The organism is Sphingomonas sp. IC081, assembly GCF_006874585.1.
Classification (GTDB): Bacteria; Pseudomonadota; Alphaproteobacteria; order Sphingomonadales; family Sphingomonadaceae; genus Novosphingobium.
The window spans coordinates 843,812-869,841 of sequence record NZ_CP029761.1 but is presented as its reverse complement, the minus strand read 5'-3'; the positions used below and the strand labels follow the sequence as shown (position 1 = coordinate 869,841).

23 protein-coding genes are annotated in these 26,030 nt (G+C 67.0%); 8 read left to right on the top strand and 15 right to left on the bottom strand.

Annotated elements, in window-relative coordinates; all coding sequences use genetic code 11:
• Window positions 1–141: 141 nt before the first annotated feature.
• Window positions 142–426 (top strand): hypothetical protein, encoded by a 285-nt coding sequence (locus DM450_RS04205; RefSeq protein WP_142632735.1) that lies wholly within the window; start codon window positions 142–144, stop codon window positions 424–426.
• Window positions 427–480: 54 nt separating this feature from the next.
• Here DM450_RS04205 and DM450_RS04200 read toward each other — a convergent pair whose 3' ends face one another.
• Together DM450_RS04200 and dnaE are read right to left on the bottom strand one after the other, a co-directional pair.
• Entirely contained in the window at window positions 481–2,079 is a 1,599-nt protein-coding gene (locus DM450_RS04200) for a long-chain fatty acid--CoA ligase (RefSeq protein ID WP_142637485.1), read from the bottom strand.
• A 119-nt stretch (window positions 2,080–2,198) separates the two neighbouring features.
• Window positions 2,199–5,801, bottom strand: a complete 3,603-nt coding sequence (dnaE, locus tag DM450_RS04195; protein WP_142632734.1) for a DNA polymerase III subunit alpha — start codon at window positions 5,799–5,801, stop codon at window positions 2,199–2,201.
• Between the two features lie 24 nt (window positions 5,802–5,825).
• On the opposite strand from dnaE, the gene DM450_RS04190 reads away from it, so the two are divergent.
• The gene (locus DM450_RS04190) at window positions 5,826–6,083 is read left to right on the top strand and encodes a hypothetical protein (protein WP_142632733.1); all 258 of its coding nucleotides are present in this window, start codon (window positions 5,826–5,828) and stop codon (window positions 6,081–6,083) included.
• Entirely contained in the window at window positions 6,084–6,725 is a 642-nt protein-coding gene (locus tag DM450_RS04185) for an RcnB family protein (RefSeq protein WP_142632732.1), read from the top strand.
• 67 nt (window positions 6,726–6,792) lie between these two features.
• Here DM450_RS04185 and DM450_RS04180 read toward each other — a convergent pair whose 3' ends face one another.
• From DM450_RS04180 to DM450_RS04165, 4 genes are all read right to left on the bottom strand, one after another.
• On the bottom strand, window positions 6,793–7,284 hold the full coding sequence (locus tag DM450_RS04180) for a glutathione peroxidase (protein ID WP_142632731.1): 492 nt from the start codon (window positions 7,282–7,284) through the stop codon (window positions 6,793–6,795).
• 10 nt (window positions 7,285–7,294) lie between these two features.
• Window positions 7,295–7,579, bottom strand: coding sequence for a hypothetical protein (locus DM450_RS04175; protein WP_142632730.1), 285 nt, complete (start codon window positions 7,577–7,579; stop codon window positions 7,295–7,297).
• Window positions 7,580–7,671: 92 nt separating this feature from the next.
• The gene (locus DM450_RS04170) at window positions 7,672–8,346 is read right to left on the bottom strand and encodes an ABC transporter ATP-binding protein (protein WP_142632729.1); all 675 of its coding nucleotides are present in this window, start codon (window positions 8,344–8,346) and stop codon (window positions 7,672–7,674) included.
• A complete protein-coding gene (locus tag DM450_RS04165) occupies window positions 8,339–9,580 on the bottom strand; it encodes a lipoprotein-releasing ABC transporter permease subunit (RefSeq protein WP_142632728.1) in 1,242 nt (413 codons plus the stop codon). The genes DM450_RS04170 and DM450_RS04165 overlap by 8 nt, the downstream gene beginning before the upstream one ends.
• A 403-nt stretch (window positions 9,581–9,983) precedes the next feature.
• Here DM450_RS04165 and purF point away from each other — a divergent pair, with 403 nt between their 5' ends.
• From purF to DM450_RS04150, 3 genes are all read left to right on the top strand, one after another.
• Window positions 9,984–11,432 carry an amidophosphoribosyltransferase gene (gene purF, locus DM450_RS04160; protein WP_142632727.1) on the top strand — a complete coding sequence of 483 codons (1,449 nt, stop codon included), beginning with the start codon at window positions 9,984–9,986 and terminating at the stop codon, window positions 11,430–11,432.
• A 5-nt stretch (window positions 11,433–11,437) separates the two neighbouring features.
• Window positions 11,438–12,160 carry an SDR family NAD(P)-dependent oxidoreductase gene (locus DM450_RS04155; RefSeq protein ID WP_142637483.1) on the top strand — a complete coding sequence of 241 codons (723 nt, stop codon included), beginning with the start codon at window positions 11,438–11,440 and terminating at the stop codon, window positions 12,158–12,160.
• 93 nt (window positions 12,161–12,253) lie between these two features.
• Window positions 12,254–12,592, top strand: coding sequence for a PilZ domain-containing protein (locus DM450_RS04150; RefSeq protein ID WP_142632726.1), 339 nt, complete (start codon window positions 12,254–12,256; stop codon window positions 12,590–12,592).
• Between the two features lie 15 nt (window positions 12,593–12,607).
• Here DM450_RS04150 and DM450_RS04145 read toward each other — a convergent pair whose 3' ends face one another.
• Both DM450_RS04145 and DM450_RS04140 read right to left on the bottom strand, forming a co-directional pair.
• Window positions 12,608–13,900, bottom strand: a complete 1,293-nt coding sequence (locus DM450_RS04145; RefSeq protein ID WP_142632725.1) for an SAM-dependent methyltransferase — start codon at window positions 13,898–13,900, stop codon at window positions 12,608–12,610.
• A gap of 72 nt (window positions 13,901–13,972) precedes the next feature.
• Complete coding sequence (locus DM450_RS04140; RefSeq protein ID WP_142637481.1) at window positions 13,973–15,352, bottom strand: cryptochrome/photolyase family protein; 1,380 nt, start codon at window positions 15,350–15,352, stop codon at window positions 13,973–13,975.
• Between the two features lie 41 nt (window positions 15,353–15,393).
• On the opposite strand from DM450_RS04140, the gene DM450_RS04135 reads away from it, so the two are divergent.
• Window positions 15,394–16,110 carry a phosphatase PAP2 family protein gene (locus tag DM450_RS04135; RefSeq protein WP_142632724.1) on the top strand — a complete coding sequence of 239 codons (717 nt, stop codon included), beginning with the start codon at window positions 15,394–15,396 and terminating at the stop codon, window positions 16,108–16,110.
• Here DM450_RS04135 and DM450_RS04130 read toward each other — a convergent pair.
• From DM450_RS04130 to DM450_RS04120, 3 genes are all read right to left on the bottom strand, one after another.
• Window positions 16,079–17,056, bottom strand: a complete 978-nt coding sequence (locus DM450_RS04130) for a metal-dependent hydrolase (RefSeq protein WP_142632723.1) — start codon at window positions 17,054–17,056, stop codon at window positions 16,079–16,081. The two genes, DM450_RS04135 and DM450_RS04130, sit on opposite strands and share 32 nt — an antisense overlap.
• A gap of 84 nt (window positions 17,057–17,140) precedes the next feature.
• Window positions 17,141–18,166: a 2-oxoacid:ferredoxin oxidoreductase subunit beta gene (locus DM450_RS04125; RefSeq protein WP_142632722.1), complete on the bottom strand. Its 1,026-nt coding sequence runs from the start codon at window positions 18,164–18,166 to the stop codon at window positions 17,141–17,143.
• Between the two features lie 27 nt (window positions 18,167–18,193).
• Window positions 18,194–20,149 (bottom strand): 2-oxoacid:acceptor oxidoreductase subunit alpha, encoded by a 1,956-nt coding sequence (locus DM450_RS04120; protein WP_142632721.1) that lies wholly within the window; start codon window positions 20,147–20,149, stop codon window positions 18,194–18,196.
• A 256-nt stretch (window positions 20,150–20,405) separates the two neighbouring features.
• Here DM450_RS04120 and DM450_RS04115 point away from each other — a divergent pair, with 256 nt between their 5' ends.
• Entirely contained in the window at window positions 20,406–20,888 is a 483-nt protein-coding gene (locus DM450_RS04115; RefSeq protein WP_142632720.1) for an RNA pyrophosphohydrolase, read from the top strand.
• Between the two features lie 151 nt (window positions 20,889–21,039).
• Here the strand turns inward: DM450_RS04115 and DM450_RS04110 are convergent, their stop codons facing one another.
• The 4 genes from DM450_RS04110 to DM450_RS04095 form a co-directional block, all read right to left on the bottom strand.
• A complete protein-coding gene (locus DM450_RS04110; RefSeq protein WP_142632719.1) occupies window positions 21,040–21,582 on the bottom strand; it encodes a tetratricopeptide repeat protein in 543 nt (180 codons plus the stop codon).
• 13 nt (window positions 21,583–21,595) lie between these two features.
• Entirely contained in the window at window positions 21,596–22,768 is a 1,173-nt protein-coding gene (locus tag DM450_RS04105; RefSeq protein WP_142632718.1) for an RsmB/NOP family class I SAM-dependent RNA methyltransferase, read from the bottom strand.
• Between the two features lie 25 nt (window positions 22,769–22,793).
• A complete protein-coding gene (guaB, locus tag DM450_RS04100) occupies window positions 22,794–24,251 on the bottom strand; it encodes an IMP dehydrogenase (RefSeq protein WP_142632717.1) in 1,458 nt (485 codons plus the stop codon).
• 74 nt (window positions 24,252–24,325) lie between these two features.
• Entirely contained in the window at window positions 24,326–25,933 is a 1,608-nt protein-coding gene (locus tag DM450_RS04095; protein WP_142632716.1) for a M28 family peptidase, read from the bottom strand.
• Window positions 25,934–26,030 lie beyond the last annotated feature (97 nt).

The following is a 26,030-nucleotide window of genomic DNA, read 5'->3' as shown; positions in this document are numbered from 1 at the left end:
TAAGCGAGGATTTTACCGAGAGAGGCGCGGCATTGGGGATGAAACGCCGGCGGGAATACCGTGACTGATGAAACCGAAGCGCCTCCCGCGTGTTCCCCTCTCCATCGACAGTCACTGACAAGACAGGACAGGAGAACCGCAATGGACGAGAGGATAGTCGAAACCGAGCGCAGGCCGGAAACCCCCACCCACACCACCACCGTGATCCGAGAGCGCGGATCGTCCGGCGGGACCGGCATCGTCATGGCGCTCGTCCTGCTCGTCGCCGTCGTCGGCGGGCTCTACCTGTTCAGCCGCCAGAACGAGAGCGAGGCCCTGCGCGACAATGCCGTGACCAATGCGGCAAACGACATCGGCAAAGCCGCCGACAAGGTTGGCGACGCGGCCGAGAGTGCCGCCGGCGACCTCGCCAACAAGGACAAGTAAGCATCTGAGCCCGTTTGAAAACGCGCGAGACGCGCATTTCCCGGGCACAAGTTCTCAGACCGGCAGCGTGTAATCGGCAAAAAGCAGGCGCAGCGCCTTCTTGTCGAGCTTTCCGCTGCCGGTATGAGGCAGGTTGCCGACAAACTCGATGGCATCCGGCAGCCACCACCGCGCCACTTTCCCGGCGAGATAGTTCCGCAAGTCTTGCGCGCCAAGCACGCTGCCCGGCTTGCGCACGGCGACCAGCAGCGGCCTTTCGTCCCAGCGCGGATGGGGCACGCCGATCGCCGCCGCCTCGATGACCTCGGGATGGCCGACCGCGGCGTTTTCCAGCTCGACCGAACTGATCCACTCCCCGCCCGACTTGATGAGGTCCTTGGTCCGGTCGGTCAGATGCAGGGTGCCGTCGGGGGCGATGGTGGCGACATCGCCGGTATCGAACCACTGGTCATGATCCACCGCATCGTCCTCGGCGCGAAAATAGCGCTTCACCGTCCACGGCCCGCGCACTTGCAACGCCCCGGCGGAGATCCCGTCGTGCGGCAGGGGAGCGCCCTGCCCCTCCAGGCCGACCACCCGCACTTCGACCCCGTAGAGCGGCCGTCCCTGGCTGCTCTTGCAGGTGACCTGTTCGTCGAAGGACATGTCATCCCACCCGGCAGGCTCATAGGCGACGGTGGCGATGGGCGAGGTCTCGGTCATTCCCCAGGCCTGCGCCACACGAACGCCCGCGCGCATCAGCCGCTCGACGACACTGCGCGGCACCGCCGATCCCCCCGACAGCGCCTGCCGGATCGGCGGCAGCGCCGCACCGGTGCGGTCAAGATGCTCGAACATCGCAAACCATACCGCCGGCACGCCCGCGACATGCGTCACCAATTCCTGGTCCATGAGCGCGCACAGCGCCTCGGCCTCGTTGGTCTGGCTCCAGACCATCTTGGCGCCGGTCGCCGCGCAGGCCCAGGGCAGGCCCCAGTTGTTGGCATGGAACATCGGCACCACCGGCAGGACCACCGATCGCGGCGCCAGGTCGAGCGCCGAAGGCGCGATCATCGCCAGCGTATGCAGGACCTGCGAGCGATGGGAATAGAGCACCCCCTTGGGATCGCCCGTCGTGCCGCTGGTGTAGCATAGCATGCAGGGCGCCAGTTCGCAGCCGGAGGTCCAGTCCGCCTCGCCGTCCTCGGCCGCCAGCCAGTCCTCGAAGTCCGGCCCCCAGGACCGCGCGTCGAAACAGATGGTGCGCCGGATGGTCGGGCAAGACGGCAGGATCCGCTCGACCAGCGGGCGAAACGCCGCGTCATAGATCAGCACCGTATCCTCGGCGTGATTGACGATCCAGGCGAGTTGCTCGTCGAACAGGCGCGGGTTGAGGGTATGGAGCACACAGCCCGCGCCGGTGGCGCCGAACCAGGCGGCCAGATGGCGCCCGTGGTTCATCGCCAGCGTCGCCACCCGCTCGCCCGGATAGACGTCCATCCGCCGCAGCGCCTGCACCATTCTCAGCGCATCATGGCGCACCCCGGCCCAGCTGGTGCGGGACTGCGAGCCATCCGCCCAGCGCGTCACGATCTCGCGCGGTCCATGCTGAAACGCCGCGTGATCGAGCAAACCCGATACCCGCAGTTCCCAGTCCTGCATGTCTCCCGGCATAGCCATCTCCCGCTATGCTGCGAAGGTATGAACGTTCATTCGCAGGACGCAAGACATGCGCGCCTCGGCCCGGCGGAAAATTCCGACAGCCCTGTATCAATCCGGGATTCCGCGCACTCTTACGCCGCCTGCCGCAGCCCCTCGGGACCGCGCCGGGCGACGAGCGAGATGTTGGACAGCCCCGCGACGCTGGCAAGGTGCTCGGCAAAATCGCCATCCAGCGCAAAATCACGGCCAAGGCGCACTTTCTGCGTCTTGCCGCCGCCCAGATGCAGTGTCGCCATGATCTCGCCGCAGCCGGGCGCGCCGGTGCGCACCAGCATGGCCAGTTCCTGCACCGCCTCGATGCGGTCGATGTCGAGGGTCAGGAACATGCGCGCATCCGCCTTCACTTCGGCAAGCGGGCGTGCCCCGCGCACGGTCACGCGCGGCGGCTCGTCGGGATTGGGGCTGTCCAGCTCGACGGTGAGCAACACGCAGGCGCTCTCCTTGCCCCATTTCACGAAGCTCTCGACCATGCTTTCCTCGAAGCAGCAGGCCGAGAAGTTGCCCGACGAATCCGAGTAGTCGACCATGACGAAGTCTTTGCCCCGCTTGGTCTTTCGCTTCTGCACGTTCTCGACCATCGCCGCCATGACAGCCCCGGCCCGGCCGCCGCCGCTGCCGCCCGCCATCAGGCTGGAGAAAGTCCGCGCGCCGTTGGCCGATGCCACCGCGCGGTACTGCTCGACCGGATGGGCCGCGAAGTAGAAGCCGAACGTCTCGCGCTCCTTGGCCATCTGGTCCATGCGGCTCCAGGGCTGGGCATCGACGAGACGCAGGTCCTGCTCGACATGGTCGTCGCCGCCGAACAGGCTGTTCTGGTCCGAATTGCGCTCGCGCGAGGACCGGTCCGCCTCGGCCAGCAGGGTATCCGCATTGGCAAGCACCTTGGCGCGGTTGGGCTCGAGGGCATCGAACCCGCCTGCCGCGGCGAGGCTTTCCAATTGGCGGCGGTTCATCGATCCGGCAGGCGCACGGCGGAACACGTCGTCGAGGCTGACGAACTTGCCGTTCGCCTCGCGCTCGGCAACGATCGCCTCCATCGCCTTCTCGCCGACATTGCGGATGCCTGCGAGCGCGTAACGCACCGCGTGGCTGTCATGCGTTTCCTCGACGCAGAACTCGGCCTCGGACATGTTGATGTCGGGCGGGGCCAGTTCGATGCCATTGCGGCGCGCGTCGTCCACGAAAATCGCCAGCTTTTCCGACTGGTGCATGTCGAAGCACATCGAGGCGGCGTAGAATTCGTGCGGGTAATGCGCCTTGAACCAGGCGGTGTGGTAGGCGAGCAGCGCGTAGGCGGCGGCGTGCGACTTGTTGAAGCCGTAGCCGGCGAACTTGTCGATCAAGTCGAACAGTTCGTTGGCCTTGGCCGCATCGATGCCGGACACGTCCTTGCAGCCATCGACGAAGCGCTGGCGCTGCTTGTCCATTTCCGCCTGGACCTTCTTGCCCATCGCGCGGCGCAGAAGGTCGGCGTCGCCCAGCGAGTAGCCCGCCAGGATCTGCGCGGCCTGCATGACCTGTTCCTGGTAGACGAAGATCCCGTATGTCTCGCCCAGGATGCCCGCCAGCTTGTCGTGCGGGTATTCGATCGATTCCAGCCCGTTCTTGCGCCTGCCGAACAGCGGAATGTTGTCCATCGGGCCCGGGCGGTAGAGCGAGACGAGCGCGATGATGTCGCCGAAGTTGGTCGGCTTCACCGCCGCCAGCGTGCGGCGCATGCCTTCCGATTCGAGCTGGAACACGCCGACCGTATCGCCGCGCTTGAGCAGTTCGTAGACCGCCGGATCGTCCCAGCCGAGCGTCGACAGGTTGATGGTGATCCCGCGCCGGGCCAGCAGGTCGCAGGCCTTCTTGAGCACCGAGAGAGTCTTGAGGCCGAGGAAGTCGAACTTCACGAGGCCGGTGTCTTCCACCGACTTCATGTCGAACTGCGTCACCGGCATGTCCGAGCGCGGATCGCGGTAGAGCGGCACCAGCTGCGCCAGCGGACGATCGCCGATCACCACGCCCGCCGCGTGGGTGGACGAGTTGCGCGGCAGGCCTTCGAGCTGCACGGCGAGGTCAACGAGGCGCTTCACCTCATGGTCGACATCGTATTCGCGGCGGAATTCGGCGACCGGCGGATCGGACGTGACGCCGTGCTTCTTGCGGCCGTGCAGCGCCTCGGTCAGCGTCCAGGGATCGGTCGGATGGTTGGGCACCATCTTGCAGAGGCTGTCGACGCGGCCGTAGCCCATCTGCAGGATGCGCCCGCAGTCGCGCAGCACCGCGCGGGCCTTCATCTTGCCGAACGTGATGATCTGCGCCACGTGATCGTCACCGTACTTGCGCTGGACGTAGCGGATCACCTCGCCGCGCCGGGTTTCGCAGAAGTCGATATCGAAGTCCGGCATCGAGACGCGTTCCGGGTTCAGGAAGCGTTCGAACAGCAGGCCCAGCTTGAGCGGATCGAGGTCAGTGACGGTGAGCGCCCAGGCGACCAGCGAGCCGGCGCCCGAACCACGGCCCGGCCCCACTGGAATGTCGTTGTCCTTGGCCCACTTGATGAAGTCGGCCACGATCAGGAAGTAGCCGGGGAAACCCATGCCGACGATGATCTGCACCTCGAAATCGAGGCGCCTGGCGTAGTCGAGGAAATCCTCGGTGACGCCGCGTTGGGCGAGTTCCTTGTAGGCGGCCTCGCGCTCCTCGCCCTGGAGCGCCATGGCGGCGTCGAGTTCCGCCTCGGTCACGTCCGGCCAGTACGGCGCGAGACGGCGGGCAAGGCCCGCGCGCGAATTGTCCGCCAGCATCCGCGCCTCGCCCTCGAGGTCACCGGCGAGGCTGGGCAGCAGCGGCTTGCGGCGCGGCGGCATGTAGGCACAGCGCTGCGCGACGACGAGCGTGTTCGCCAGCGCCTCGGGCAGATCCGCGAACAGCTCCTGCATCATCTCGACCGGCTTGACCCAGCGTTCCGAGGAGGAACGCGGACGGTCGGCGGCGTCGACCTGCGTCGAGTTGGCGATGCAGAGCAGTGCATCATGCGCCGGGTGGAACTTGGCCTCGGCATATTGCGCCGGGTTGGTGCCGACCAGCGGGATGTCGCGTTCATAGGCGAGCGCGATCAGGTCTTCCTCGCTCTCGTCCTCCACGGCCTCGCCGGTGCGGGTGATCTCGATGTAGAGACGGTCGCCAAACAGCGATTGCAGGGTGTCGCAATAGCGTTCCGCCGCCTCGGCCTTGCCCGCCGCGTAGAGCCGCGCCAGCGCGCCCTCGTCGCCGCCGGTCAGGCAGATCAGGCCGTCGGTATGACCGCGCAGGCTTTCGAGTTCGACATGGGCGTCGAGTTCGAGCGGACGGTCAAGATGCGCGCGGCTGACCAGATCGCACAAGTTGAGCCAGCCCGCCTCGTTCTGCGCCAACAGAGCCAGCCAGTCGATCGGCCGCTCCTGCCCCTGCGCGACGGCGCCGGGACGGCCGATGGCGAGGAACGTGCCGACGATCGGCTGCACGCCCACGCCCTTGCAGGCACCGGCATACATCGGCGCGCCGTAAAGACCGTTGCGGTCGCAGATCGCGGCGGCAGGGAACTTGCGCTCCTTCGCCAGCTTGGCCGCGGCCTTGGGATCGATTGCCCCGTCCAGCATCGTGAAGCTCGAAAAGATGCGCAGCGGGACAAAGGGTGCATAGGCCATCGCGGGAATTTAGGCGCTGCCCCCATGCGCGATCAAGAGGGCCGCGCGATCAACATGGGGGCTGGGGATAAGCCCGTGGACAGACGTGCGGACGGACGCCCCGGCAACCCGGACAGGATCGTCAGCCGAGCCTTGAAAGCGACTGAAAACAGGAGCATCGTCCCGAAAAACTTCATCGAGTCCGGTTTGCCCCGCTTGCGCGATGTCCAACCTCGACGGGCCACGAATGCGGATCGCTCCGAAGATCGCCGGATTGTCATGGCCGTACTGGGAGAACTCTGAATGAGGTACGCCTATCTTGCCCTCATCCCCCTGCTGCTGGCGCCGGACGGACTGCTGCCCGACGAATTCGCGGCACTGGCGCAGCAGCACCAGCGCCCCGGAGCATCGCGGCCACCGGGCGGAGGCGGCAATGCCAACCGCCCGCCGAGCGGCGGTGGCGGAAACGTGACCCGTCCGCCCTCGGGCGGCGGCAACAACCAGCGCCCGCCGGGTGGCGGGGGTGGTAACAACCAACGCCCGCCCAGTGGCGGCGGCAACGCCCATCGCCCCCCGGACAACGGTCATGGCAACGGGCACGGCAACGGGCACGGCGGCAGCAGCCACCGTCCGCCGCCGGACCACGGCCGCCCGCCGGCCGTCCATCAGCCGCACCGCCCCGGCATGGGCCGCCCGAGCACGTTCCGGCCCATGCATGCGCCGCCGTACCGCTATCCCCGCGGCTACGGCTATCGCCGCTGGCATGTTCACATGATCCTGCCCGCGATCTTCCTGTCCTCGACCTACCTGTTCCAGAACTACGCGATGATCGGCGTCGGACCGCCGCCTCCGGGCTACTACTGGGTACGCTATGGCCCCGACCTGCTGCTGGTCGACCGTCGCACCCGCGCCGTCGTCGACGTGATCTACGGCGCCTTCTATTGAGCCGACGGAAAAGGGGCGCGGCCATGGCGGCCGCGCCCCTTTTGCCGATCGCGCCCATGCGGGCGGATCAGAGCAGCTTGACGATGTCCTGCTCGATGGTCTCGGGCTTGTCGGTCGGCGCATAGCGGCGCACGACCTTGCCGTCGCGGCCGATCAGGAACTTGGTGAAGTTCCACTTGATCGACTTGCTGCCCAGCACCCCCGGCGCCTCGGCCTTGAGCCATTGCCAGAGCGGCGGCGCATTGTCCCCGTTGACCTCCACCTTGCCCATCAGCGGGAAGGAGAGGCCGAAGTTCACCTCGCAGAAGCCGGCGATTTCGTCGGCATCACCCGGTTCCTGGCCGCCGAACTGGTTGCAGGGAAAAGCGATGACCTCGAAACCCTGTGCCCCGTGCATGCGCCAGAGTTGCTCCAGCCCCGCGTACTGCGGCGTGAACCCGCACTTGCTGGCGGTATTGACGACAAGCAGCACCTTGCCCGCCCGGTCGGCAAGACTGACCGTCTCGCCGCTGGGCAGGGCCGCGGTGAAGTCGGCGATCGTGCGCGGATCCTTGCTCAAGCCGGCGAACTCACGCGCCGGTGGCAGGAAAGTCGGCGCGGCGGGACAGCGCGCGGATCTCGCCGATGCGGAAAGTGCGGTCGCCGTCCTTCTGGATCGCGTAGTCGTCCTGCTCGTCCTCGGGCAGGCTCATCACGAACCGCACGAGTTCGGACACGCTGCCCCGGCGAATGACCTTGAGGTTGTGGAACAGGCCGCCGCCGTCCGCGCACTTGTGCAGTTCCGCCGAGTCTTCCCAATGGAACCGTTCGGGTCCGGCGCTCTCTGCCCGGATGGTGGACGGAATGTCGCTCATGTCCTGCGATCCTTTCCTCAAGTATCTGCTGTTCTACTGTATCTGGTATGCGAAATCACGGAATTCAACGAGCGATGCGCTTGCCGGTTCCCTCAGGCCAGTACGCCCTCATGGAGCCGCACCACGCGGTCCATCGCCGCTGCCAGCCGCTCGTTGTGGGTGGCGACCAGCGCCGCGCTGCCCTGCCCGCGCACGAGTTCGAGGAACTGCGCAAAGACCTTGTCCGCGGTCGCCTCGTCGAGATTGCCGGTGGGCTCGTCCGCCAGCACCAGGCGCGGGCGATTGGCCAAAGCGCGGGCGACCGCCACGCGCTGCTGCTCGCCGCCGGAAAGCTTGCTCGGCCGGTGATCGAGGCGCTGGCCGAGGCCCAGCGCGCCCAGCAGTTCCTTCGCCCGCTCCTCGCACTCCGCGCGCGGCTTGCCGGTGATGAGCTGCGGCAGCACCACGTTCTCGATCGCGTTGAAATCGGGCAGCAGGTGGTGGAACTGGTAGACAAAGCCGATGTGATCGCGCCGCACCGCCGCGCGCTCGTCCTTGCCGAGCTTCGAGGCGTTGATGCCGGCGATCTCGATGAGCCCGCCGAAACCGCCTTCCAGAAGGCCGATGGCCTGGAGCATCGTCGACTTGCCCGAGCCCGAGGGGCCCAGCAGCGCCACGATCTCGCCGGGCTGGACGTCGAGATCGACGCCGCGCAGCACGTCGATGGTGACGCCGCCCTGCTCGAAGCTGCGGGTCAGCGCCTTGAGGCGAACTACCGGATCATTCATAACGCAGGACCTGCACGGGATCGGTGCTCGCCGCCTTGTAGGCCGGGTAGAGCGTGGCAAGGAAACTGAAGACCAGCGCCATCACGCAGATCACCGCGATCTCCACCGGGTCCGAACGCGACGGCAGTTCGGTCAGGAAGCGGATCGAGGGATCCCAAAGGTTCTGGCCGGTGACGATCTCCACCCCATGGACGATGGGCTGGCGGAAATGGAGGAAGATGAAGCCGATGATCACGCCGGCCACCGTCCCCAGCGCGCCGATGCAGAAGCCCGTCGTCACGAAGACCTTCAGCAGCGAGCGACGCGTCGCCCCCATCGTGCGCAGGATCGCGATGTCGCGGGTCTTGGCGCGCACCAGCATGATCAGCGAGGACAGGATGTTGAACACCGCCACCAGCACGATGATCGAGAGCACCACGAACATCGCCACCCGCTCCACCGCCAGCGCCTCGAACAGCGAGGCGTTGAGGGTCTTCCAGTCGGTGATCACGGCGCGGCCGGCCAGCTTGCGCTGGACCGGGGCCAGGATCGTCTCGACGCGGTCGGGATCGGTGGTGGTCACCTCGATCATGCCCACGGTATCGCCGGTCAGCAGCAGCGTCTGCGCATCCTGCATCGGCATGACCACAAAGCCGCTGTCATAATCGTAGATGCCGATCTCGAAGATCGCGCCGACCCGGTAGGCGACCTGACGCGGCACCGTGCCGAACGGGGTGGAACGGCCGAACGGGTTGATCACGGTGATCGTGTCCCCCACTTGCGCGCCGAGATTCTTGGCAAGCTCGGTGCCGATCGCCACCGTATCGCTGCCGGGCCGCAGGGCGGCAAGGCTGCCGTCCTTCACCTTGTCCTTGAGCCGGGCGATGTCCTCGGCGGTATTGCCGCGCACCTGCACGCCCTCGACCCGTCCGTTGAAGGTGGTCATGAGCGGCTGCTCGATCAGCGGCGAGGCGCGCACGACGCCGGGCGTATCCCGGACGTCCTTGAGCACGCCCTGCCAGTTGTCGATGCGCCCGCCGTAGCCCTGGACGATCGCATGGCCGTTGAGGCCGACGATCTTGTCGAAGAGTTCGGCGCGGAAACCGTTCATGACGCTCATGACGATGACCAGCGCGGCGACGCCGAGCATGACGGCGACAAGGCTGATGCCGGCAACCAGTGCGATGAAGCGCTCGCCCTTTCCGGGCAGCATGTAGCGCTTGGCAATGGTCCATTCGAAAGGGGAAAGGATCAAGCGACGGGTCCGTCTGAGATCGAGGGATGAGGCGGCATTAAGGCTATGCGCCGATACTGGCAAGCGCACGGGTAAACGCACTGTTCAGCGCACGGGCCAGCGGGACCGCAAGCCGGTGCCGGGGTGGATCTGCGTGGCTGAACAATACGTGAAGCGCCGGAGGGTTCCCGCATCGCCTGCCGCTCGCCGCCGGGGATGATTCGCCCCGAAACGGGCTCCCCCGCTGTCATCATCCGGTCATCCGGACGGTGCATCAGCCTGCACGAGCCCGTGGCGAAGCGCCCCCAGAGCCCTGCCATCCGGGCGCCTTGCCAAGATGCTGGCTTCTCCCCTTGCATTTCCGCCCGATCCGATCCAAATGCGCGCCAGCCACTGACGTGCCACCGGGCCGGAAAAAACACCCATGAACCTGACTAACCCCTTCCTTGACGCCGACGGGGACAAGCTGCGCGAAGAGTGCGGCATCTTCGGCGTAATCGGTGCTCGTGAGGCGGCGAATATCGCTGCCGCCGGGCTTCACTCGCTCCAGCATCGCGGGCAGGAAGCGGTGGGCATCACCAGCTTCTCGGGCCAGGAGTTCCACTCCTACCGCGGCCTCGGCCACGTGGCGCAGGTGTTCTCGCAGCGCGAGCTCGATACCCTGCCCGGCACCATGGCCTCGGGCCACGTGCGTTACGCCACCACCGGCGGTTCGGGCCTGCGCAACGTGCAGCCGCTCTTTGCCGACCTTGCCGACGGCGGTTTCGCGATCGCCCACAACGGCAACATCTCCAACGCGATGACGCTGAAGCGCGATCTGGTGTCGAAGGGTTCGATCTTCCAGTCGACCTCGGACACCGAGGTGATCATCCACCTCGTCGCCACCAGCCGCTACCCCACGCTGCTCGATCGTTTCGTCGACGCGCTGCGCATGGTGGAAGGCGCCTATTCGCTGATCTGCATGACCGCGGAAGGCATGATCGCCTGCCGCGATCCGCTGGGCATCCGTCCGCTGGTCATGGGCCGCATCGGCGATGCCACCGTGTTTGCCTCGGAAACCGTGGCCTTCGACGTGATCGGCGCCGAATTCATCCGCTCGATCGAGCCGGGTGAGATGGTCCAGGTCGACCACAAGGGCACGATCTCCAGCCACCGCCCCTTCGGCAACCCGGCCCCGCGCCCCTGCATCTTCGAGCACGTCTACTTCAGCCGTCCCGACTCGGTGATGGATGGCCGCTCGGTCTACGGCGTACGCAAGCAGATCGGCATGGAACTGGCCAAGGAAGCGCCTGCCGCCGCCGACGTCGTGATCCCGGTTCCCGACAGCGGCGTGCCCGCCGCCATCGGTTATGCCCAGCAATCGGGCATTCCCTTCGAGCTGGGCATCGTGCGTTCGCACTATGTCGGCCGCACTTTCATCCAGCCGGGTGACGCGGCCCGCCATGCCGACGTGAAGCGCAAGCACAACGCCAACCGCGCGGTCGTCGAAGGCAAGAAGATCATCCTGATCGACGATTCGATCGTGCGCGGCACCACCTCGATGAAGATCGTCGAGATGATGCGCGACGCCGGCGCTGCCGAAGTGCACATGCGCATCGCCAGCCCGCCGACCGAGCATTCGTGCTTCTACGGCGTCGACACGCCGGAGCGTTCGAAGCTGCTGGCCGCCAACATGGACATCCAGGCCATGGCGGACTTCATCAAGGCCGACAGCCTGGCCTTCGTCTCGATCGACGGTCTCTACCGCGCGGTCGGCGAGGAAAAGCGCATCAAGAAGTGCCCGCAGTTCTGCGACGCCTGCTTCTCGGGCGAATATCCGACCAAGCTGACCGACTTCACCGACCGTTTCAGCACCGAGCTGACCGCGGCGTGAGCGAAGTGGCGGGGGCAAAGCCGTTCGACGGACAGGTGGCGCTTGTCACCGGTTCGAGCCGCGGCATCGGTGCGGCCACGGCCATCGCGCTGGCGCAGGCCGGCGCGCACGTGCTGCTGACCGGGCGCGATACCAAGGCGCTCGAGGGAATCGAGGAACAGATCTACCAGTCGGGCGGCGCGGCCACCATCGCGCCGGTCGACCTGGTGGAGCCCGACGGCATCGCCCGCCTCGCCACCGCCGTCTCGCAGCGCTGGGGCAAGCTCGACATCCTCGTCGTCAACGCGGCGATCCTGCCCGAACTGACCAGTGTGGCCGACATCGACCAGCGCGCCTTCAACAAGGCGCTCACCACCAATGTCCTCGCCACGCAGGCGCTGATCGCCAACTTCGATCCGCTGCTGCGCAAGAGCCAGGATGCCCGCGTGATCGGCATGACCAGCACCGTCGCCAGCAAGCCGCGTGCCTTCTGGGGCGCCTATGCCGCGTCCAAGGCCGCCAGCGACATGCTGCTCGAATGTTATGCCGAGGAAACCCGCAACACCTCAAAAGTGCGCGTTGCCGTGGTCAATCCCGGCGCCACCCGCACCGCGATGCGCGCCCGCGCCTATCCGGGCGAGGCCCCTGCCTCGGTCAAGCCGCCGCAAGTCGTTGCCGCGCGCCTCGTGGCGCTGCTTGGCGAACCCTTCGAGAGCGGACACCACGAAGACGTTAACCAGACCTCGTAACCCGGCGGTAACCGCGCGGCGCGATCTTTCGTCCGGACGGCGCCCCTTGCCCCCAAGCAGGGGCGCCGTTCCAACGGGACGGGTACCGCCACGATGATCAGGACACAGCCGCCGCAACGCTACGAAGTCGCCGCCCAGGAAGACCGCAGCGCGCCGCGCGTGCGGATCGCCATCCCGGCCGGCTTTCGCGCCTCGGGCACCAAGGGTTACCAGACCGCGGTGCGCGATCTCTCGCTCTCCGGCTTCTCGGCCACCGCGATCAGCCGCCTGCATCCCGGTACCTATTGCTGGCTGACCCTGCCCGGCATGGAATCGCTGCCCAGTCGCGTGGTCTGGTGGCAGGACGGGCTGGTCGGCTGCTCCTTCGAACAGTTGCTCAGCCCGATCATCCTCGAGACCATCCTTGCCCGCTGGAGCGGCTCGGGAAGCTGAGCGCGCGCTTTTCCTCTACCCGCGCTTCACCAGGGTGACCTGCGCAACGTCGATGCCGCCGCCCAGGAACCCGCCCTCGCAATACATCAGGTAGAAACGCCAGAGGCGGATGAAGCGGTCGTCGAAGCCGGGCGGCAGCCGCCCCGCCGCGACCGCCGCGTCGAAATTGTCGCGCCATTCGCGAAGCGTGCGCGCATAGTCCCGCGCGAAGCCATGACGCTTCTCCCACGATAGCCCGCGTTCGGCCGCAAGGCGCTGGAACTCGGGTTCCTTGATGAGCATGCCGCCGGGGAAGATGAAGGTCTGGATGAAGTCGGCACTGCGCGCATAAGGCTCGAAGATTCGCTCATCCATGGCGATGAACTGGATCGCCGCCCGCCCGCCCGGCTTGAGGTTGCGGGCGATGCAGTCGAGGAAATCGGGCCAGTATTGGCGCCCCACCGCCTCCACCATCTCCACCGAGGCGATGGCGTCGTACTGCCCGCTGACGTCGCGATAGTCCTGCTTGCGGAATGTCACGCCGCCCTTGCCCGGCGCCCAGCGCGCCCGGGCATAGGCAAGCTGCTGGTCAGACAGGCTGATCGCCTCCACCGAAACGCATTTGCTTTCGGCCAGAAACGCCGCCAGCGTGCCCCAACCGCAACCGATCTCCAATACGCTCTGTCCCGCCTCCAGCGCCAGCCGCTCCGCCATCGCCGCGATCTTGGTGGACTGCGCCGCGTCCAGCGGCGTCACGAACTGCGAAAGGGCATTGGGCCGCCCGCCCTCGCGCGGGTAGATCGCGCTCGAATAGAGCATCGTGCCGCCCAGCCAGGCCTCGTAGAAATCGTTGCCGAGATCGTAGTGCGCGTGGATGTTGCGCAAGGATCCCGAGCGGCTGTTGCGATGCAGCCAGTGCACGAACCGGCTCACCAGCCGCCAGGGGCCGTGCGCGCGGGCCGTGTTGCCCAGGCTCAAGGCATTGTTCATGAACAGGGCAAAGATCGCCACGGGATCGGGGCTGTCCCACTCGCCCGCCTCCCAGGCCTGATACCAGCCGACCGAGCCTGCCGTTGCCAGCCGCAGCAGCGCCCGCCAGTTGCGGATCTCGACATGGGCCGCGAACCCGGGCTCCCGGCCACCGAGCAGCCGGGTCTCGCCCGAAGGCAGCCTGGTCTCGATCGAACCGCGCGCCAGACCGGCATCGATCCGGTCCAGCACCTTGGCGACGCCGCCCGACCACACCTTTGCCAGCCACTGCGGCCCCGCGCCGATGGCACGGCCGCCGTCGACCAGCTCCTCTCCGCGTGCGGGCGCCTGCGCGTTCATCGCATAAGTATGAACCCTATGGTGCCTCCGGGCAATTGCCCATACGGACTAGGCGGCGTGGACACATTCCGCCTAGCCGCTTGTCTTGACGTGCTGCCAGGCCGCCAGAGCCCGCTCGCGACCGTCTCGGTGTTCGACGATCTTGGCCGGATACCCCTTGGGACGGACCATCGGTGCGGGATCGTGGATCTCGCCGTCGGGGAGATCGGCAAGTTCAGGTACCCATTCGCGGATATAGGCGGCCGCATCGAACTTCTCCGACTGGCTGAGCGGCGCCATGATCCGCACGAACATCTGTGCATCGACGCCCGAGCCCGCGCTCCACTGCCAGTTCACCGCGTTGGACCCGTAATCGGCATCGACCAGCGTATCCCAGAACCACTGCTCGCCCTCGCGCCAGTCGATCAGCAGGTGCTTGATGAGGAAGCTGGCGGCGATCATCCGCACCCGGTTGTGCATCCAGCCGGTGTGCCAGAGCTGGCGCATCCCGGCATCGACGATGGGATAGCCGGTCCTGCCCTGCTGCCAGGCCTTGAGGTCTTCCTCGGCGCCTTTGCCCGTGCGCCATTGCAGGAACGAGAAGTCCTCCTTGGCGGAGCGACTGCCGTAATCGGGCAGGATCAGCAGCACGTTCTGCGCATAGTCGCGCCAGCCCAGTTCGCCGAGGAACGTGCCGACCGAACCGCCCGCATCCGCCACCGCATGCCAGATCTGCGCGGGCGAAATCTCGCCGAAGTGCAGATGCGGCGAGAGGAACGAGGTGCCCTCGATCGACGGCAGGTTACGCTGCGCTTCATAACGCGCGGCCTCCTCGACGAAGTCCTCAAGCCGCTGGCGCGCGCCCTCCTCGCCCGGCTGCCACATGTCGCGCATGCCGCCAGCCCAGTCGGGCTTGCTGGGCAGGAGGTTCCAGTCCTCCAGCCGGTCGGACCGCGGCCATGCCTCGGGCGCGTCGAACTTCTGCGGGCATTCCAGCGGATCGTGCGGCGGCATGCGCTCGTTCAAGGCCCGCCAGAACGGCGTATAGATGCGGTAGGGATTGCCCGAGCCGTTCAGCACCGATCCCGGCGGCGCGAGGTAGTTGCCATGGTGGAGATGCAGGTCCGCCACCTTGCCCACCGCTTTCTCGGCATTGCGCCACCACGGTTCGTAGTGGTGGAGCGCATGGACCTCGGCCGCGCCGGTCTCCTTCACGAGATCGGCCAGCACGTCCTCGCACTTGCCCCGCCGCAGGATCAGCCGCGCTCCTTTCTCGCGCAAGGCAGCATCGAGGCTGGCGAGCGAATGGTGCAGCCACCAGCGCGAGGCGCCGCCCATGCGGCGGTGTTTCGGCGTCTCGTCGTCCAGCACATAGACCGGAATCACCGGCCCTTTGCTTGCGGCCTCGACAATGGCAGGCTGGTCTGACAGGCGCAGGTCGCGCCGCAGCCAGACGATCACGGGAGTATTCATGGTGCCGGAACGCTTGTCAGTCATCACGGTTTCCTAGCCTCATGAACACGATACCCAAAGCCCCCCACCGCATCGATCCCCGCAAAGCCGCGATGGCCGCCACGCTCTGCTGGGCCGGCTTCGCAGCGTTCGTCTGGGCGGTTCCCACCGGACGCACCCAGCATTTCGACCGGATCGGCCTGCTGTTCTGGCGGGCCGGAGACCTCCGGCCGCTCGGCCCGGTCAAGCTGCTGGAATGGGTACGCGATCTCACCGCGATGGGCGGCAGCCTGCTGATCACGCTGTTCACCACCCTCGCCGTCGTGGCGCTGATCTGGCTGCGCTGCCGCAGGGAAGCCGTGCTGCTGGCGCTGACGGTGATCAGCGGCAGCATCGTCAACACACTGCTCAAAGCGGTGGTCGGCCGCCCTCGCCCCGAAATCGTGCCGCACCTGACCGAAGCGGGCGGCGCCAGCTTCCCCAGCGGCCACAGTTTCAATTCCGCCTCGACCTATATCGCGCTGGCCCTCGCCTTCGCAGCGCTCAGCCCGCGCGCGGGCGTGCGCCACACGCTGATTGCCGGCGCCGTGCTGATCAGCCTGACCATTGCCTGGAGCCGGGTCTGGCTCGGCGTTCACTGGCCGAGCGACGTCATGGCCGGATGGCTGGGCGGCGCGGCCTGGGCCTTTACCGCCAGCGCCGTGCTCTACCGCCCCGCCGAAGTCATGCTGGAAACCGCCGAAGACATCAGGGAGCACGACATCCCGCACCGCCCGTAGGCACCTCGACCGAGGTGTTGAAGCCGCGCCGCACCGCAGGCCCGGTGAAACGGGCATCGCCGAATGTCACCCTGGCGGTGCAGCCATGCGGTTCTATCCGCGCCATGGGGAGCTGCGACCACGCGAGGAATTTTTCCGCCTCCGGGGTCGCATGCGCGGCTTTCGCCACCGGCGCACTGCCCATGTTGTCCGCAACCGGCGGCTGGCTGTCCACCAGCGTGAACAGGCTCCGCATCGGATCGTAACGCCCGAAGCCGATCTGGCCGTTCTGCCGCCAGATCACGTCGCGGCGCCAGAACGCCAGCGGCTCGGGCGAGGCATAGACACGGTCGGGCACGGCATAAGGCGCGCCTTGCGACGGTGCATGGCCGGCGAGGACCGAAATGCCGATGTTGGCGGCAATGAAGCCCAATGCGCCGGCAAGGGCAGCCTTTGCAGGACGCCCCGCCCTTGCCGCGCCCCGTTTGGCCCGCCTCCGGCTTGCCCATATCCCGGCCCCCAGCATGGCCAGCAGCCACGGCGAGACGATGAACAGGCCGTCGGTATGGAACCACTCCGCGCTCATCGGCGAGAGCAACTGGATCGCATAGACGTTCTGCAAGTCGAGCAAGGGATGGGTCAGCGCGCCCAGATAGCAGAGCGCCAGCAACCAGCCGGCCCGCATCGGCAAGCCGCTGCGGAACACCGCTCCCCGCCCCTGCTGCCAGCGGTCTAAGAGCCAGAGCAGCCCCGCCAGCAAGGGCGGCATCAGCAGGACACCGCCCACAAGCCCGTGGGTGAAACCGCGGTGCATCGCCAGCGGCGCCCAGGGCGACCAGCCGAAGAATACGTCGATATCCGGCATGTTGGCGGCCAGGACCAGCGCCGCCAGCCCCTTGCGCGTACGGTGTTTCAGCCCGGTTTCACCGAGCGCCCAACCGACCAGACTATGTGTAAGATTATCCATGAACCGCAGTGTCTTGCATCGACTGCGGCATATCGGAAGCGATTATCCGTCCGGCAAGGGGTGCCGTTCGACCAGCGTCGTTTGCTATTCTGCGGGCCTGTCCTCCACCACCCAGGTCTGTCCCTTGCCCAGCAGCCTCGCGAGATCGGCGGTCTTGCCCGCCGTCAGCCGCGCGCGTTCCTCCACCACGGCGCTTTCGAACGTCGGCGCCGGATCGTCGTAGATCACGCCGAGCGCCATCGGGAACGCCCCGAAGGGCATCTCCACCAGCATATGCGCAAGGCCCCGGTTGCGCACATTGTGAACCGCCACGCCCTCCGCCTGCCAGTCCCCATCCACCACATCGACCACCTTCAGCGAAAGCGTTTCAAGATCGAGCGCCAAACCCTTGGTTTCCTTCGCGAAGAGCAGCGGCTCGCCATGACGGAGCTGAATCTGGTTGTCGGCCGCCACCGCCTTGGCGGTGAAGTCGTCGAAGCGGTCCTTGTTGTAGACGATGCAGTTCTGGAAAATCTCGACGAAGGCCGCGCCGCGATGCCGGTAAGCGGCTTGCAGCACGTCGGGCAGGTCCTTGGACACATCGTAGCCCCGCGCCACGAACCGCGCGCCGGAGCCAAGCGCGAAGGCGCAGGGGCTGGCGGGGCGGTCCACCGAGCCCGCCGGGGAAGTGGGCGAAGGCGTACCCACCCGGCTCGTCGGCGAATACTGGCCTTTGGTGAGGCCGTAGATCTCGTTGTTGAACAAGAGGATCTGGCAATCGAGGTTCCGGCGCAGCACGTGCATCGTGTGGTTGCCGCCAATCGACATGCCATCGCCGTCGCCCGTCACCAGCCAGACGTCGAGGTCCGGGTTGGCCAGCTTGATCCCGGTCGCCACCGCCGGCGCGCGGCCGTGGATCGTGTGGAAGCCATAGCTTTCGACATAGTAGGGAAAGCGGCTCGAACAGCCGATGCCGGACACGAAAACGGTGTTCCTGGGATCGGCACCGAGCATCGGCAAAGTGCGCTGCACCGCCTTCAGGATCGCATAGTCGCCGCAGCCGGGGCACCAGCGTACTTCCTGATCGGTTTCCCAGTCTTTCAGCGTGGTCACGGGGGTCATGTCGTTCATGATCGTCTCCAGGCTTGAGCCAGAAACTCAGGGCTGCTCGCTCTCGGGCGCGGGCAGCTGGGTATCGTTGACGGGAACCTCGCCGCCCTCGTTGTCGGGGATGCCGTCGAAGAACCTGCCTATCGCCTCTTCCAGCTCGGCGATGGCAAAGGGCTGGCCGCTGGTCTTCGACAGCGGCACCGCATCGATCAGGAACCGGTCGCGCAGCACGGTCTTGAACTGGCCGGTGTTCATTTCCGGCACGAGCACCTTGTCGAACCGCGCCAGCAGGTCGCCGAGATTCTCGGGCAAGGGCCAGACATGGCGAACGTGGACATGGCTGACGTCCAGCCCCCGCCGGCGCGCGCGGCGCACGGCCTGATGGATCGGTCCGAACGTCGATCCCCAGCCGACCACCGCCAGCGTGCCGCCGTCCGTGCCAAGGCATACGTCCTGCGCCGGGATGGTCCTGGCCACGCCGTCGATCCGCGCCTTGCGGGCATCGGTCTGCGCCTGATGGGCTGTCGGCGAATAGTCGATATTGCCGGAACCCAGCGCCTTTTCGATGCCGCCGATGCGGTGCATCAACCCTTCCGTACCGGGCCTGATCCACGGACGTACCCCGCGCGCGTCGCGCTTGTAGGGCAGCACCGTCTCGTCGGGGCCGTTCGGACCCTCAAGGAAATGCGCCGGGAACGGGGTGAAGGTGGCCGGGTCGGGCACTTTCCACGGTTCGGAGGCATTGCCGATATAGCCATCGGTCAGCAGGATCACCGGCGTCATGAACTGCGTGGCGATGCGGCAGGCCTCTATCGCGCATGCGAAGGCATCGGCGGGCGAGCGCGCCGCGATCACCGGCAGCGGCGCATCGCCGTTGCGGCCATAGACCGCCTGATAGAGATCGGACTGCTCGGTCTTGGTCGGCAGGCCGGTCGACGGCCCTCCGCGCTGCGAATTGACGATGACCAGCGGCAGTTCGGTCATGATCGCCAGCCCCATCGCCTCGCCCTTGAGCGCAAGACCCGGGCCCGAGGACGACGTGACGCCCAGTTGCCCCGCATAGCTGGCCCCGATGGCGGCGCAGATCGCGGCGATCTCGTCCTCGGCCTGGAAGGTGGTGACGCCGAACTCCTTCATCTTCACCAGATGGTGCAGGATCGCCGAGGCCGGGGTGATCGGATAGCCGCCGAAAAACATCGGCAGGTCCGCAAGCTGCGCCCCCGCCACCAGCCCCAGCGACACGGCCTCAGCCCCGGTGATCGTGCGGTAGAGGCCGGGTTCGGCGGGCACCGGATCGATATGCTGCTTGCGCAAGGGACCCGCCAGTTCCGCCGTCTCGCCATAGGCGTGCCCCGCATTGAGCGCGGCGACATTGGCCTGTGCCAGCACCGGATGCTGCGCGAACCTGGCGTTCAACCAGTCCACCAGCGGCTGCCGGTCCCGGTCGAACATCCACAGCGCCAGCCCCAGCGTCCACATGTTCTTGCAGCGCAGCGCCTCCTTGTTGCCGAGGCCGAAGGGCTTCACCGCCTCCATCGTCAGCGCGGAAATGTCGAAGGCCAGCACGTCCCACCGGGCGAGACTGCCATCCTCCACCGGATCGGCCTCGTACTTCGCCTTTTCGAGGTTGCGCTTGTTGAACTCCCCGGTGTCGACGATGACGAGACCACCGGGCTTCAGCGCCTGGATGTTGGTCTTCAGCGCCGCCGGGTTCATCGCCACCAGCACGTCCGGCGCATCGCCCGCCGTGGTGATCTCGCTGGAGCCGAAGTTGATCTGGAACGCCGAGACACCGAACAGCGTGCCCTGCGGCGCGCGGATTTCAGCGGGAAAATCGGGAAATGTCGCCAGATCGTTTCCGGCAAGCGCGGTGGAGAGCGTGAACTGCCCGCCGGTGAGTTGCATGCCGTCGCCGGAATCACCGGCAAAGCGGACCACCACCGCCTCTGCCGCCTGCTTCCCCGGGCCCGCCTGCGAATCCGTAACCGATGAGATTGTCGCCATCACCGTCCTCCGCCGGGAGGGCCGGTCTGCCGCCGTCTCTCCCTGAGCGCAGACTATGCCCGCTTGCCGCAGACACAAAACGGAAAAACATCGGCAATCCGCAAGGAAGCGCCCGTTTCCGTTTAGGTAAGCATAAATCGCGCTGGCAATGGCGGCGCCCTTGCGCCATTGTGCCGGGCATGCGCTTCGACACGGCGATCCCCGATCAGACCTTTCCGACGCGCCCCTTCTCCACAATCTGGAATTTCTCTCGACGATGAACGATTTCGCGTCCCTGCCCTACCGCCCCTGTGTCGGAGTCATGCTGGTCAATCCTGACGGCAAGGTCTTCGTCGGCAAGCGAATCGACACCAAGGAAGGCGACTGGTGGCAGATGCCCCAGGGCGGCGTCGACGACGGCGAAGACCTCAAGGACGCAGCCCTGCGCGAGCTTTGGGAAGAGACCGGCGTCCGCGAACACAACGTCACCGTGCTGTCGCGCACGCGCGAGGAACTGCTCTACGACCTGCCCGAAGACCTGATCGGCAAGCTGTGGAAGGGCAAGTATCGCGGCCAGCGCCAGACCTGGTTCCTGCTGCGCTACGACGGCAATGACAACGACGTCGATCTGGAAGCCCACAAGCCGGCCGAATTCAACGACTGGAAGTGGGTCGACGCCGAACAGCTGCCCGACCTCATCATCCCCTTCAAGAAGCGCGTCTACCGCGCCGTCCTGGAAGAATTCCGCGCGCTGATCTGAGGCGCGCCTCAGGCTGGACCGAGATCCTTCGACAGGGCTCAGGATGAGCGGACTTTATGCAGTTCCACTCGTCCTGAGCCTGTTTTTATGCGTGCCTGAAACCGCCTTGCGCTCATCCTCAGCCTGTCGAAGGGCCTGAGCTTGCGAAGGATCAGTTTTCCGAAACCACCGGCTTGGGCGCAAGCGCATCGGCGCTGACGACACGCGGCGCCCCGGCCTTCGAGATCTCGGCCGCCAGTTGCTGCGCCTGAGCGCAATCCTTGCCGCACAAGGTCTGCAAACGGGCGAGATTGCGTCCGGCCTTGTCGGTCGCACCCTTTTCGGCCAGCGCGATGCCTTCACCCGCGATCGCCTCCAGGTTGCGCGGATCGGATACCAGCGCCACACGGTAATAATGCAAGGCCTTGCCCTGAAGCCCCTGACGGCGCGTGGCATCGGCCAGCGCCAGCAGCACCGAGACATTACCCGGCGCCACCGTCAGCGCCGCTTCATAGGCATCGATGGCGCCGTTGATGTTACCGGCGGCAACCGCGGCCCGCCCTTCACCGAGCAGGGTGGCCGCACGCGGATCGAGGGCTGCGGCAGGCTGCGAGAAGATCGCGCTGGAAGAAACGGCAGCAACTAGAGAAAGGGCAATCGCAACAGGCGTATAACGCATCAACAGGTCCTTGGCCGAGGGCTTGGTCCTCATCATGACGCCGACGCTATCACAGCCGATGGAAGCGCGCGACGAAAAAGCCGTCGGTGCCGTCATGCCACGGCGAAAGGCGCAGCCCCGCCCCGCGCGCGGTGCCGGCCGGCAGTTCCGGCAGGTCCGCCTGCCAGCCGGGATGACCGCGCAGGAACGCCGCCGCCCGGTCCGCCCCTTCCTCGTCGAGCAACGAACAGGTGACAAACACCAGCCGCCCGCCGGGCCGCACCAGTCCGGCCGCCACATCGAGCAGCCGCGACTGGATCGCCGAATAGCGCGCCAGTTGCGCCTCGGTCAGCCGCCAGCGCGCTTCCGGATTACGACGCCAGGTGCCGGTGCCCGAGCACGGCGCATCGACCAGCACGGCATCGGCCAGCCCGGCAAAACGCTGGAGCGCCTGCGCTTCCTTGTTGGGATCGAGCAGCACGGTCTCGACATTGGTCGCTCCGGCCCGCTCGGCACGCGGGGCAAGGCGCGACAGGCGCGCACGGTCGACATCGCAGGCGACCAGGGTGCCACCGTTCTCCATCGCCGCGGCCAGCGCGAGGGTCTTGCCCCCGGCCCCGGCGCACAGATCGATCACCGTCTCGCCCGGACGCGCGCCGACCACTTCGCAGGTCAGCTGCGAGCCGGTGTCCTGCACCTCGATGGCGCCGTGGACATAGGCGTCGGTCTGCTCGATGCTGGTTTCGGGCGGATAGCGCCAACCTTGCGCGGCCAGCGACCGCTCTCCGCCCTCGGGCAGCTCCACGCGCCCGCCGCGCAGCGTATTGACGCGAATATCGAGCGGCGCACGGTCGAGCAGCGCCATGGCATCCGCTTCGGCCACCTCGCTCCTGGCGAATCGCTCGACCAGCCAGCGCGGCGCAAGGCCGGCCGGGGCAACCGGCTCACCGGCAACGATGGTGGCGGGCGAATGGCCGGTGCCGCCGAACTGGGCCGCAATCTGCGGGTCCTCGGCGGCAACGCGCAGCATGGCCGCACGGCCGGTCTCGGGCACTTCGCCGCAAGCCCGGATCGCACGGTAGGTCAGTTCACGGATCGCGCGCCGGTCCTTGCTGCCGGCAAAGCGGCGGGTGCGGAACCAGTCCCCGATCAGCCGGTCGGCAGGCGCACCATTGGCGCGCGCCGCCGCGATCACGAGATCCAGAACCTCGATCGCTGCCTGAACGCGCGCACCCGGCGTCATGCTCCCACCCCCCGGCTCGCTGAAATCAGCGCGTCGGGTAGTTCGGCGCCTCGCGCGTGATGGTCACGTCATGGACGTGGCTCTCGCGCAGGCCGGCATTGGTGATGCGCACGAACTGGGCGTTCTTGCGCAAGTCGTCGACCGTGGCCGAGCCAGTGTAGCCCATGGCCGCCTTGATGCCGCCGACCAGCTGGTGGATGACGTCCTTGGCCGGGCCCTTGTAGGCGACCTGGCCTTCGATGCCTTCGGGAACCAGCTTCATCTGGTCCTTGATGTCGCCCTGGAAGTAGCGGTCGGCCGAACCACGGCCCATCGCGCCTACCGAACCCATGCCGCGGTACGACTTGTAGGCGCGGCCCTGGTAGAGGAAGGTCTCGCCCGGCGCTTCCTCGGTACCCGCCAGCATCGAGCCGACCATGATGGTCGAGGCACCGGCGGCAAGCGCCTTGGCGGCGTCACCCGAAGTGCGCAGACCGCCGTCGGCGATCACCGGCACGCCCGACTTGTCGGCCTCTTCGGCGGCATCCATGATCGCGGTCAGCTGCGGCACGCCGACACCGGCGACGATGCGCGTGGTGCAGATCGAGCCCGGGCCGATGCCGACCTTGACGCAGTCCGCACCGGCGTCGATCAGCGCGCGCGCCGCTTCGGCGGTGGCGATGTTGCCGGCGATGACCTGTGCCGAGTTCGACAGCTTCTTCACGCGCTCGACCGCCAGCGCCACGTCCTTGTTATGGCCGTGGGCGGTGTCGATGACGACCACGTCGCACTCGGCCGCCAGCAGCGCCTCGGTGCGGGCGAAGCCCTTGTCGCCCACGGTGGTCGCCGCGGCGACGCGCAGGCGGCCGGCGGCGTCCTTGGTGGCGTCGGGGTAGGTGACGGCCTTCTCGATGTCCTTTACGGTGATGAGGCCGACGCAGCGGAAGTCGTTGTCGACCACCAGCAGCTTCTCGATCCGGCGGGCGTGCAGCAGGCGGCGCGCTTCTTCCTGATCGACGCCCAGCTGCACGGTGGCGAGGTTCTCGTGCGTCATCAGCTCACGCACCGGCTGGGCCGGGTTGGCGGCGAAACGCACGTCGCGGTTGGTGAGGATGCCGACCAGCTTGCCCGAAGCCTCGACCACGGGAATGCCGCTGATCTTGTTGGCGAGCATGATCGCCTGCGCTTCCCCCAGCGTGGCGTCGGGCGTGATGGTGATCGGGTTGACGACCATGCCGCTCTCGAAGCGCTTCACGGCACGCACGGCAGCGCACTGTTCCTCGATGGTGAGGTTGCGGTGGAGCACGCCGATGCCGCCGAGCTGGGCCATCACGATCGCCATGTCGGCTTCCGTCACGGTATCCATGGCCGAGGAGATGACCGGGATGTTGAGGCAGATGTCGCGCGTCAGGCGCGTGCGGGTGTCGGCCTGGGTGGGGACGATGTCGGACTTTGCAGGACGCAGAAGTACGTCATCGAAAGTAAGTCCGAGGGGAATGTCCATGTGCGCCACCATTGTCGTGTCAGGGGAGAATCGTGGCGGCCCATGTAATCAAGTGGGGCCGATAGTGCTAGGCCTCATTTTATCGCCGGCGAGACGGCCGGCGGCGGTGTCGCGGGCAGCGGCGGCGCCGCCTTCTGCGGCGCGGCGCCCCCGTTCGCGCCGCCATCGGCGGGAACCCGCCTGAGATCGCCGTACCAGCGCCCCAGCGCCGAGAGCAGCTTCACGTCATCCGCCGCGCCGCCCAGCTCGATGGGATGGGACATGTGCTGCAGGTCGTCGCTCGGCCGGTGATAGTCGCCCTCGAAAAAGGCGCGCATGCGGGGCATGTCACCATAGGCCGTGGACACCAGCACAGCGGGAATATCGTGCTGCATCAAGGCCCAGCCGTCCTGGCGGCGGACATAGTCGTTGCCTTCCTCGGTGGCGGAAATCTTGAGCTTCTCGGCCCTGGCGACCTGGGTGATGGTGGCATCGAGCCCGGTCATGCCGCGCCCGACGATGGCAAACGGGGTGCCGCGCGGGGCGATGGCGTTGGAATCGATGTTGAAGGCGGCAACGATCTGGCGCAGCGGCAGCGGCGGGTTCTCGGCAAAGGCATGGGCGCCGAGCAGGCCCAGTTCCTCGCCGGTGGTGGCAAGGAAATAGACGTCGCGGTCGAGCTGGCCCCCACGCGTGAGACGGCGCGCCACTTCGGTCAGCGTCGCGACCCCGCTGGCATTGTCGATCGCCCCGTTGCAGATCACGTCGGTGGCCGGCGGCGCGGCACAATCGCCGAAATGGTCCCAATGGGCCAGGAACAGCACCGCGCCCGCCTCGGGATGGCGCCCCGGCAGCTTGCCGATGAGATTGTGGGTGCGGATCGTCGTCTCGCGCGTGGTGGCTTCCAGCGAGGCGGTGAGGTCGAGCGGGACCGGCGCGAAGTCGGCGCTGGCGGCCTGCGTCTCCAGCGCCGGCAGGCTCTGCGAGGTGCCCTTGAGCAGCATCGCCATGGCATCGCGGGTGATGAAGGCCTCGAGATCGCCGCCCACGGCATCGTCGGACAGCGCATAACCCGAGCGCTTGCGCCGCGCCGCCACGTCGTCGAGGCTGCGCGCGCCGTCGAGCACGGTGAGCACCGCCGAGGCGCCCATCGCCAGCAACTGGTTCTGGCGCTGGCTGTCGGGCGTGTCGCCGTCAAGGACAACGGCGATGCGGCCCGCCAGTTCGGTGCGCGAATAGTCGCGCCCGCGCCCCTTGCCGACAAACAGCAGCGGCACGTTGCGCACCAGGCTGCGCTTGCCCGAAGTCAGCACCAGCACCCCGCTCGGCGACAGCACGGTGCGCCAGCCCTTGCGCTGGAACTGCGCGGACGAGGCGGCCGGATCGCGCGCCACCAGGGTGACCGGCGCAAACCACTCGTGGCCCGGATCGTTGGTGCCCGAGGTCAGCCCCATGTCGAACCACTGCTTGCCGAGATAGCGCAGCGTCTTCGCCTCGCCCTCGGTGCCCGGCTCGCGCCCGTCGAAATCGTCGCTGGCAAGGATGGCGATCTGCGCGCGCAGGCGGGCGATGATGTCCTGATCCGCGCGTGAGGAAGCCGACTGGGCATTGCCCGACCACATCAGGACGGTCCCCAGAGCCAATGCTCCGGCGACACCGATCGCGGCCGCGCGGGCCCTGTTCGCCTTCAAACCCCTGTTCATCGTGCCGCAGCCTATAAGGCGGAAATCCCCGCGCGGTTAGCAAATCTCGCTGCGAGACCCGCGGCAACGGCGCTTTTTCGCGAATCCGTGCTGCAAG

What these genes read in the sequence shown, in the direction of transcription:
- DM450_RS04185 (WP_142632732.1), top strand. Translation starts at nt 6,084, where the DNA reads ATGAGGTACGCCTATCTTGCCCTCATCCCCCTGCTGCTGGCGCCGGAC.
- DM450_RS04205 (WP_142632735.1), top strand. Translation starts at nt 142, where the DNA reads ATGGACGAGAGGATAGTCGAAACCGAGCGCAGGCCGGAAACCCCCACC.
- DM450_RS04150 (WP_142632726.1), top strand. Translation starts at nt 12,254, where the DNA reads ATGATCAGGACACAGCCGCCGCAACGCTACGAAGTCGCCGCCCAGGAA.
- DM450_RS04190 (WP_142632733.1), top strand. Translation starts at nt 5,826, where the DNA reads ATGCGCGATCAAGAGGGCCGCGCGATCAACATGGGGGCTGGGGATAAG.
- DM450_RS04130 (WP_142632723.1), bottom strand. Translation starts at nt 17,056, where the DNA reads ATGGATAATCTTACACATAGTCTGGTCGGTTGGGCGCTCGGTGAAACC.
- DM450_RS04145 (WP_142632725.1), bottom strand. Translation starts at nt 13,900, where the DNA reads ATGAACGCGCAGGCGCCCGCACGCGGAGAGGAGCTGGTCGACGGCGGC.
- guaB (WP_142632717.1), bottom strand. Translation starts at nt 24,251, where the DNA reads ATGGACATTCCCCTCGGACTTACTTTCGATGACGTACTTCTGCGTCCT.
- DM450_RS04140 (WP_142637481.1), bottom strand. Translation starts at nt 15,352, where the DNA reads ATGAATACTCCCGTGATCGTCTGGCTGCGGCGCGACCTGCGCCTGTCA.
- DM450_RS04110 (WP_142632719.1), bottom strand. Translation starts at nt 21,582, where the DNA reads ATGATGAGGACCAAGCCCTCGGCCAAGGACCTGTTGATGCGTTATACG.
- DM450_RS04120 (WP_142632721.1), bottom strand. Translation starts at nt 20,149, where the DNA reads ATGGCGACAATCTCATCGGTTACGGATTCGCAGGCGGGCCCGGGGAAG.
- purF (WP_142632727.1), top strand. Translation starts at nt 9,984, where the DNA reads ATGAACCTGACTAACCCCTTCCTTGACGCCGACGGGGACAAGCTGCGC.
- DM450_RS04200 (WP_142637485.1), bottom strand. Translation starts at nt 2,079, where the DNA reads ATGCCGGGAGACATGCAGGACTGGGAACTGCGGGTATCGGGTTTGCTC.
- DM450_RS04135 (WP_142632724.1), top strand. Translation starts at nt 15,394, where the DNA reads ATGAACACGATACCCAAAGCCCCCCACCGCATCGATCCCCGCAAAGCC.
- DM450_RS04095 (WP_142632716.1), bottom strand. Translation starts at nt 25,933, where the DNA reads ATGAACAGGGGTTTGAAGGCGAACAGGGCCCGCGCGGCCGCGATCGGT.
- DM450_RS04175 (WP_142632730.1), bottom strand. Translation starts at nt 7,579, where the DNA reads ATGAGCGACATTCCGTCCACCATCCGGGCAGAGAGCGCCGGACCCGAA.
- DM450_RS04115 (WP_142632720.1), top strand. Translation starts at nt 20,406, where the DNA reads ATGAACGATTTCGCGTCCCTGCCCTACCGCCCCTGTGTCGGAGTCATG.
- dnaE (WP_142632734.1), bottom strand. Translation starts at nt 5,801, where the DNA reads ATGGCCTATGCACCCTTTGTCCCGCTGCGCATCTTTTCGAGCTTCACG.
- DM450_RS04125 (WP_142632722.1), bottom strand. Translation starts at nt 18,166, where the DNA reads ATGAACGACATGACCCCCGTGACCACGCTGAAAGACTGGGAAACCGAT.
- DM450_RS04105 (WP_142632718.1), bottom strand. Translation starts at nt 22,768, where the DNA reads ATGACGCCGGGTGCGCGCGTTCAGGCAGCGATCGAGGTTCTGGATCTC.
- DM450_RS04170 (WP_142632729.1), bottom strand. Translation starts at nt 8,346, where the DNA reads ATGAATGATCCGGTAGTTCGCCTCAAGGCGCTGACCCGCAGCTTCGAG.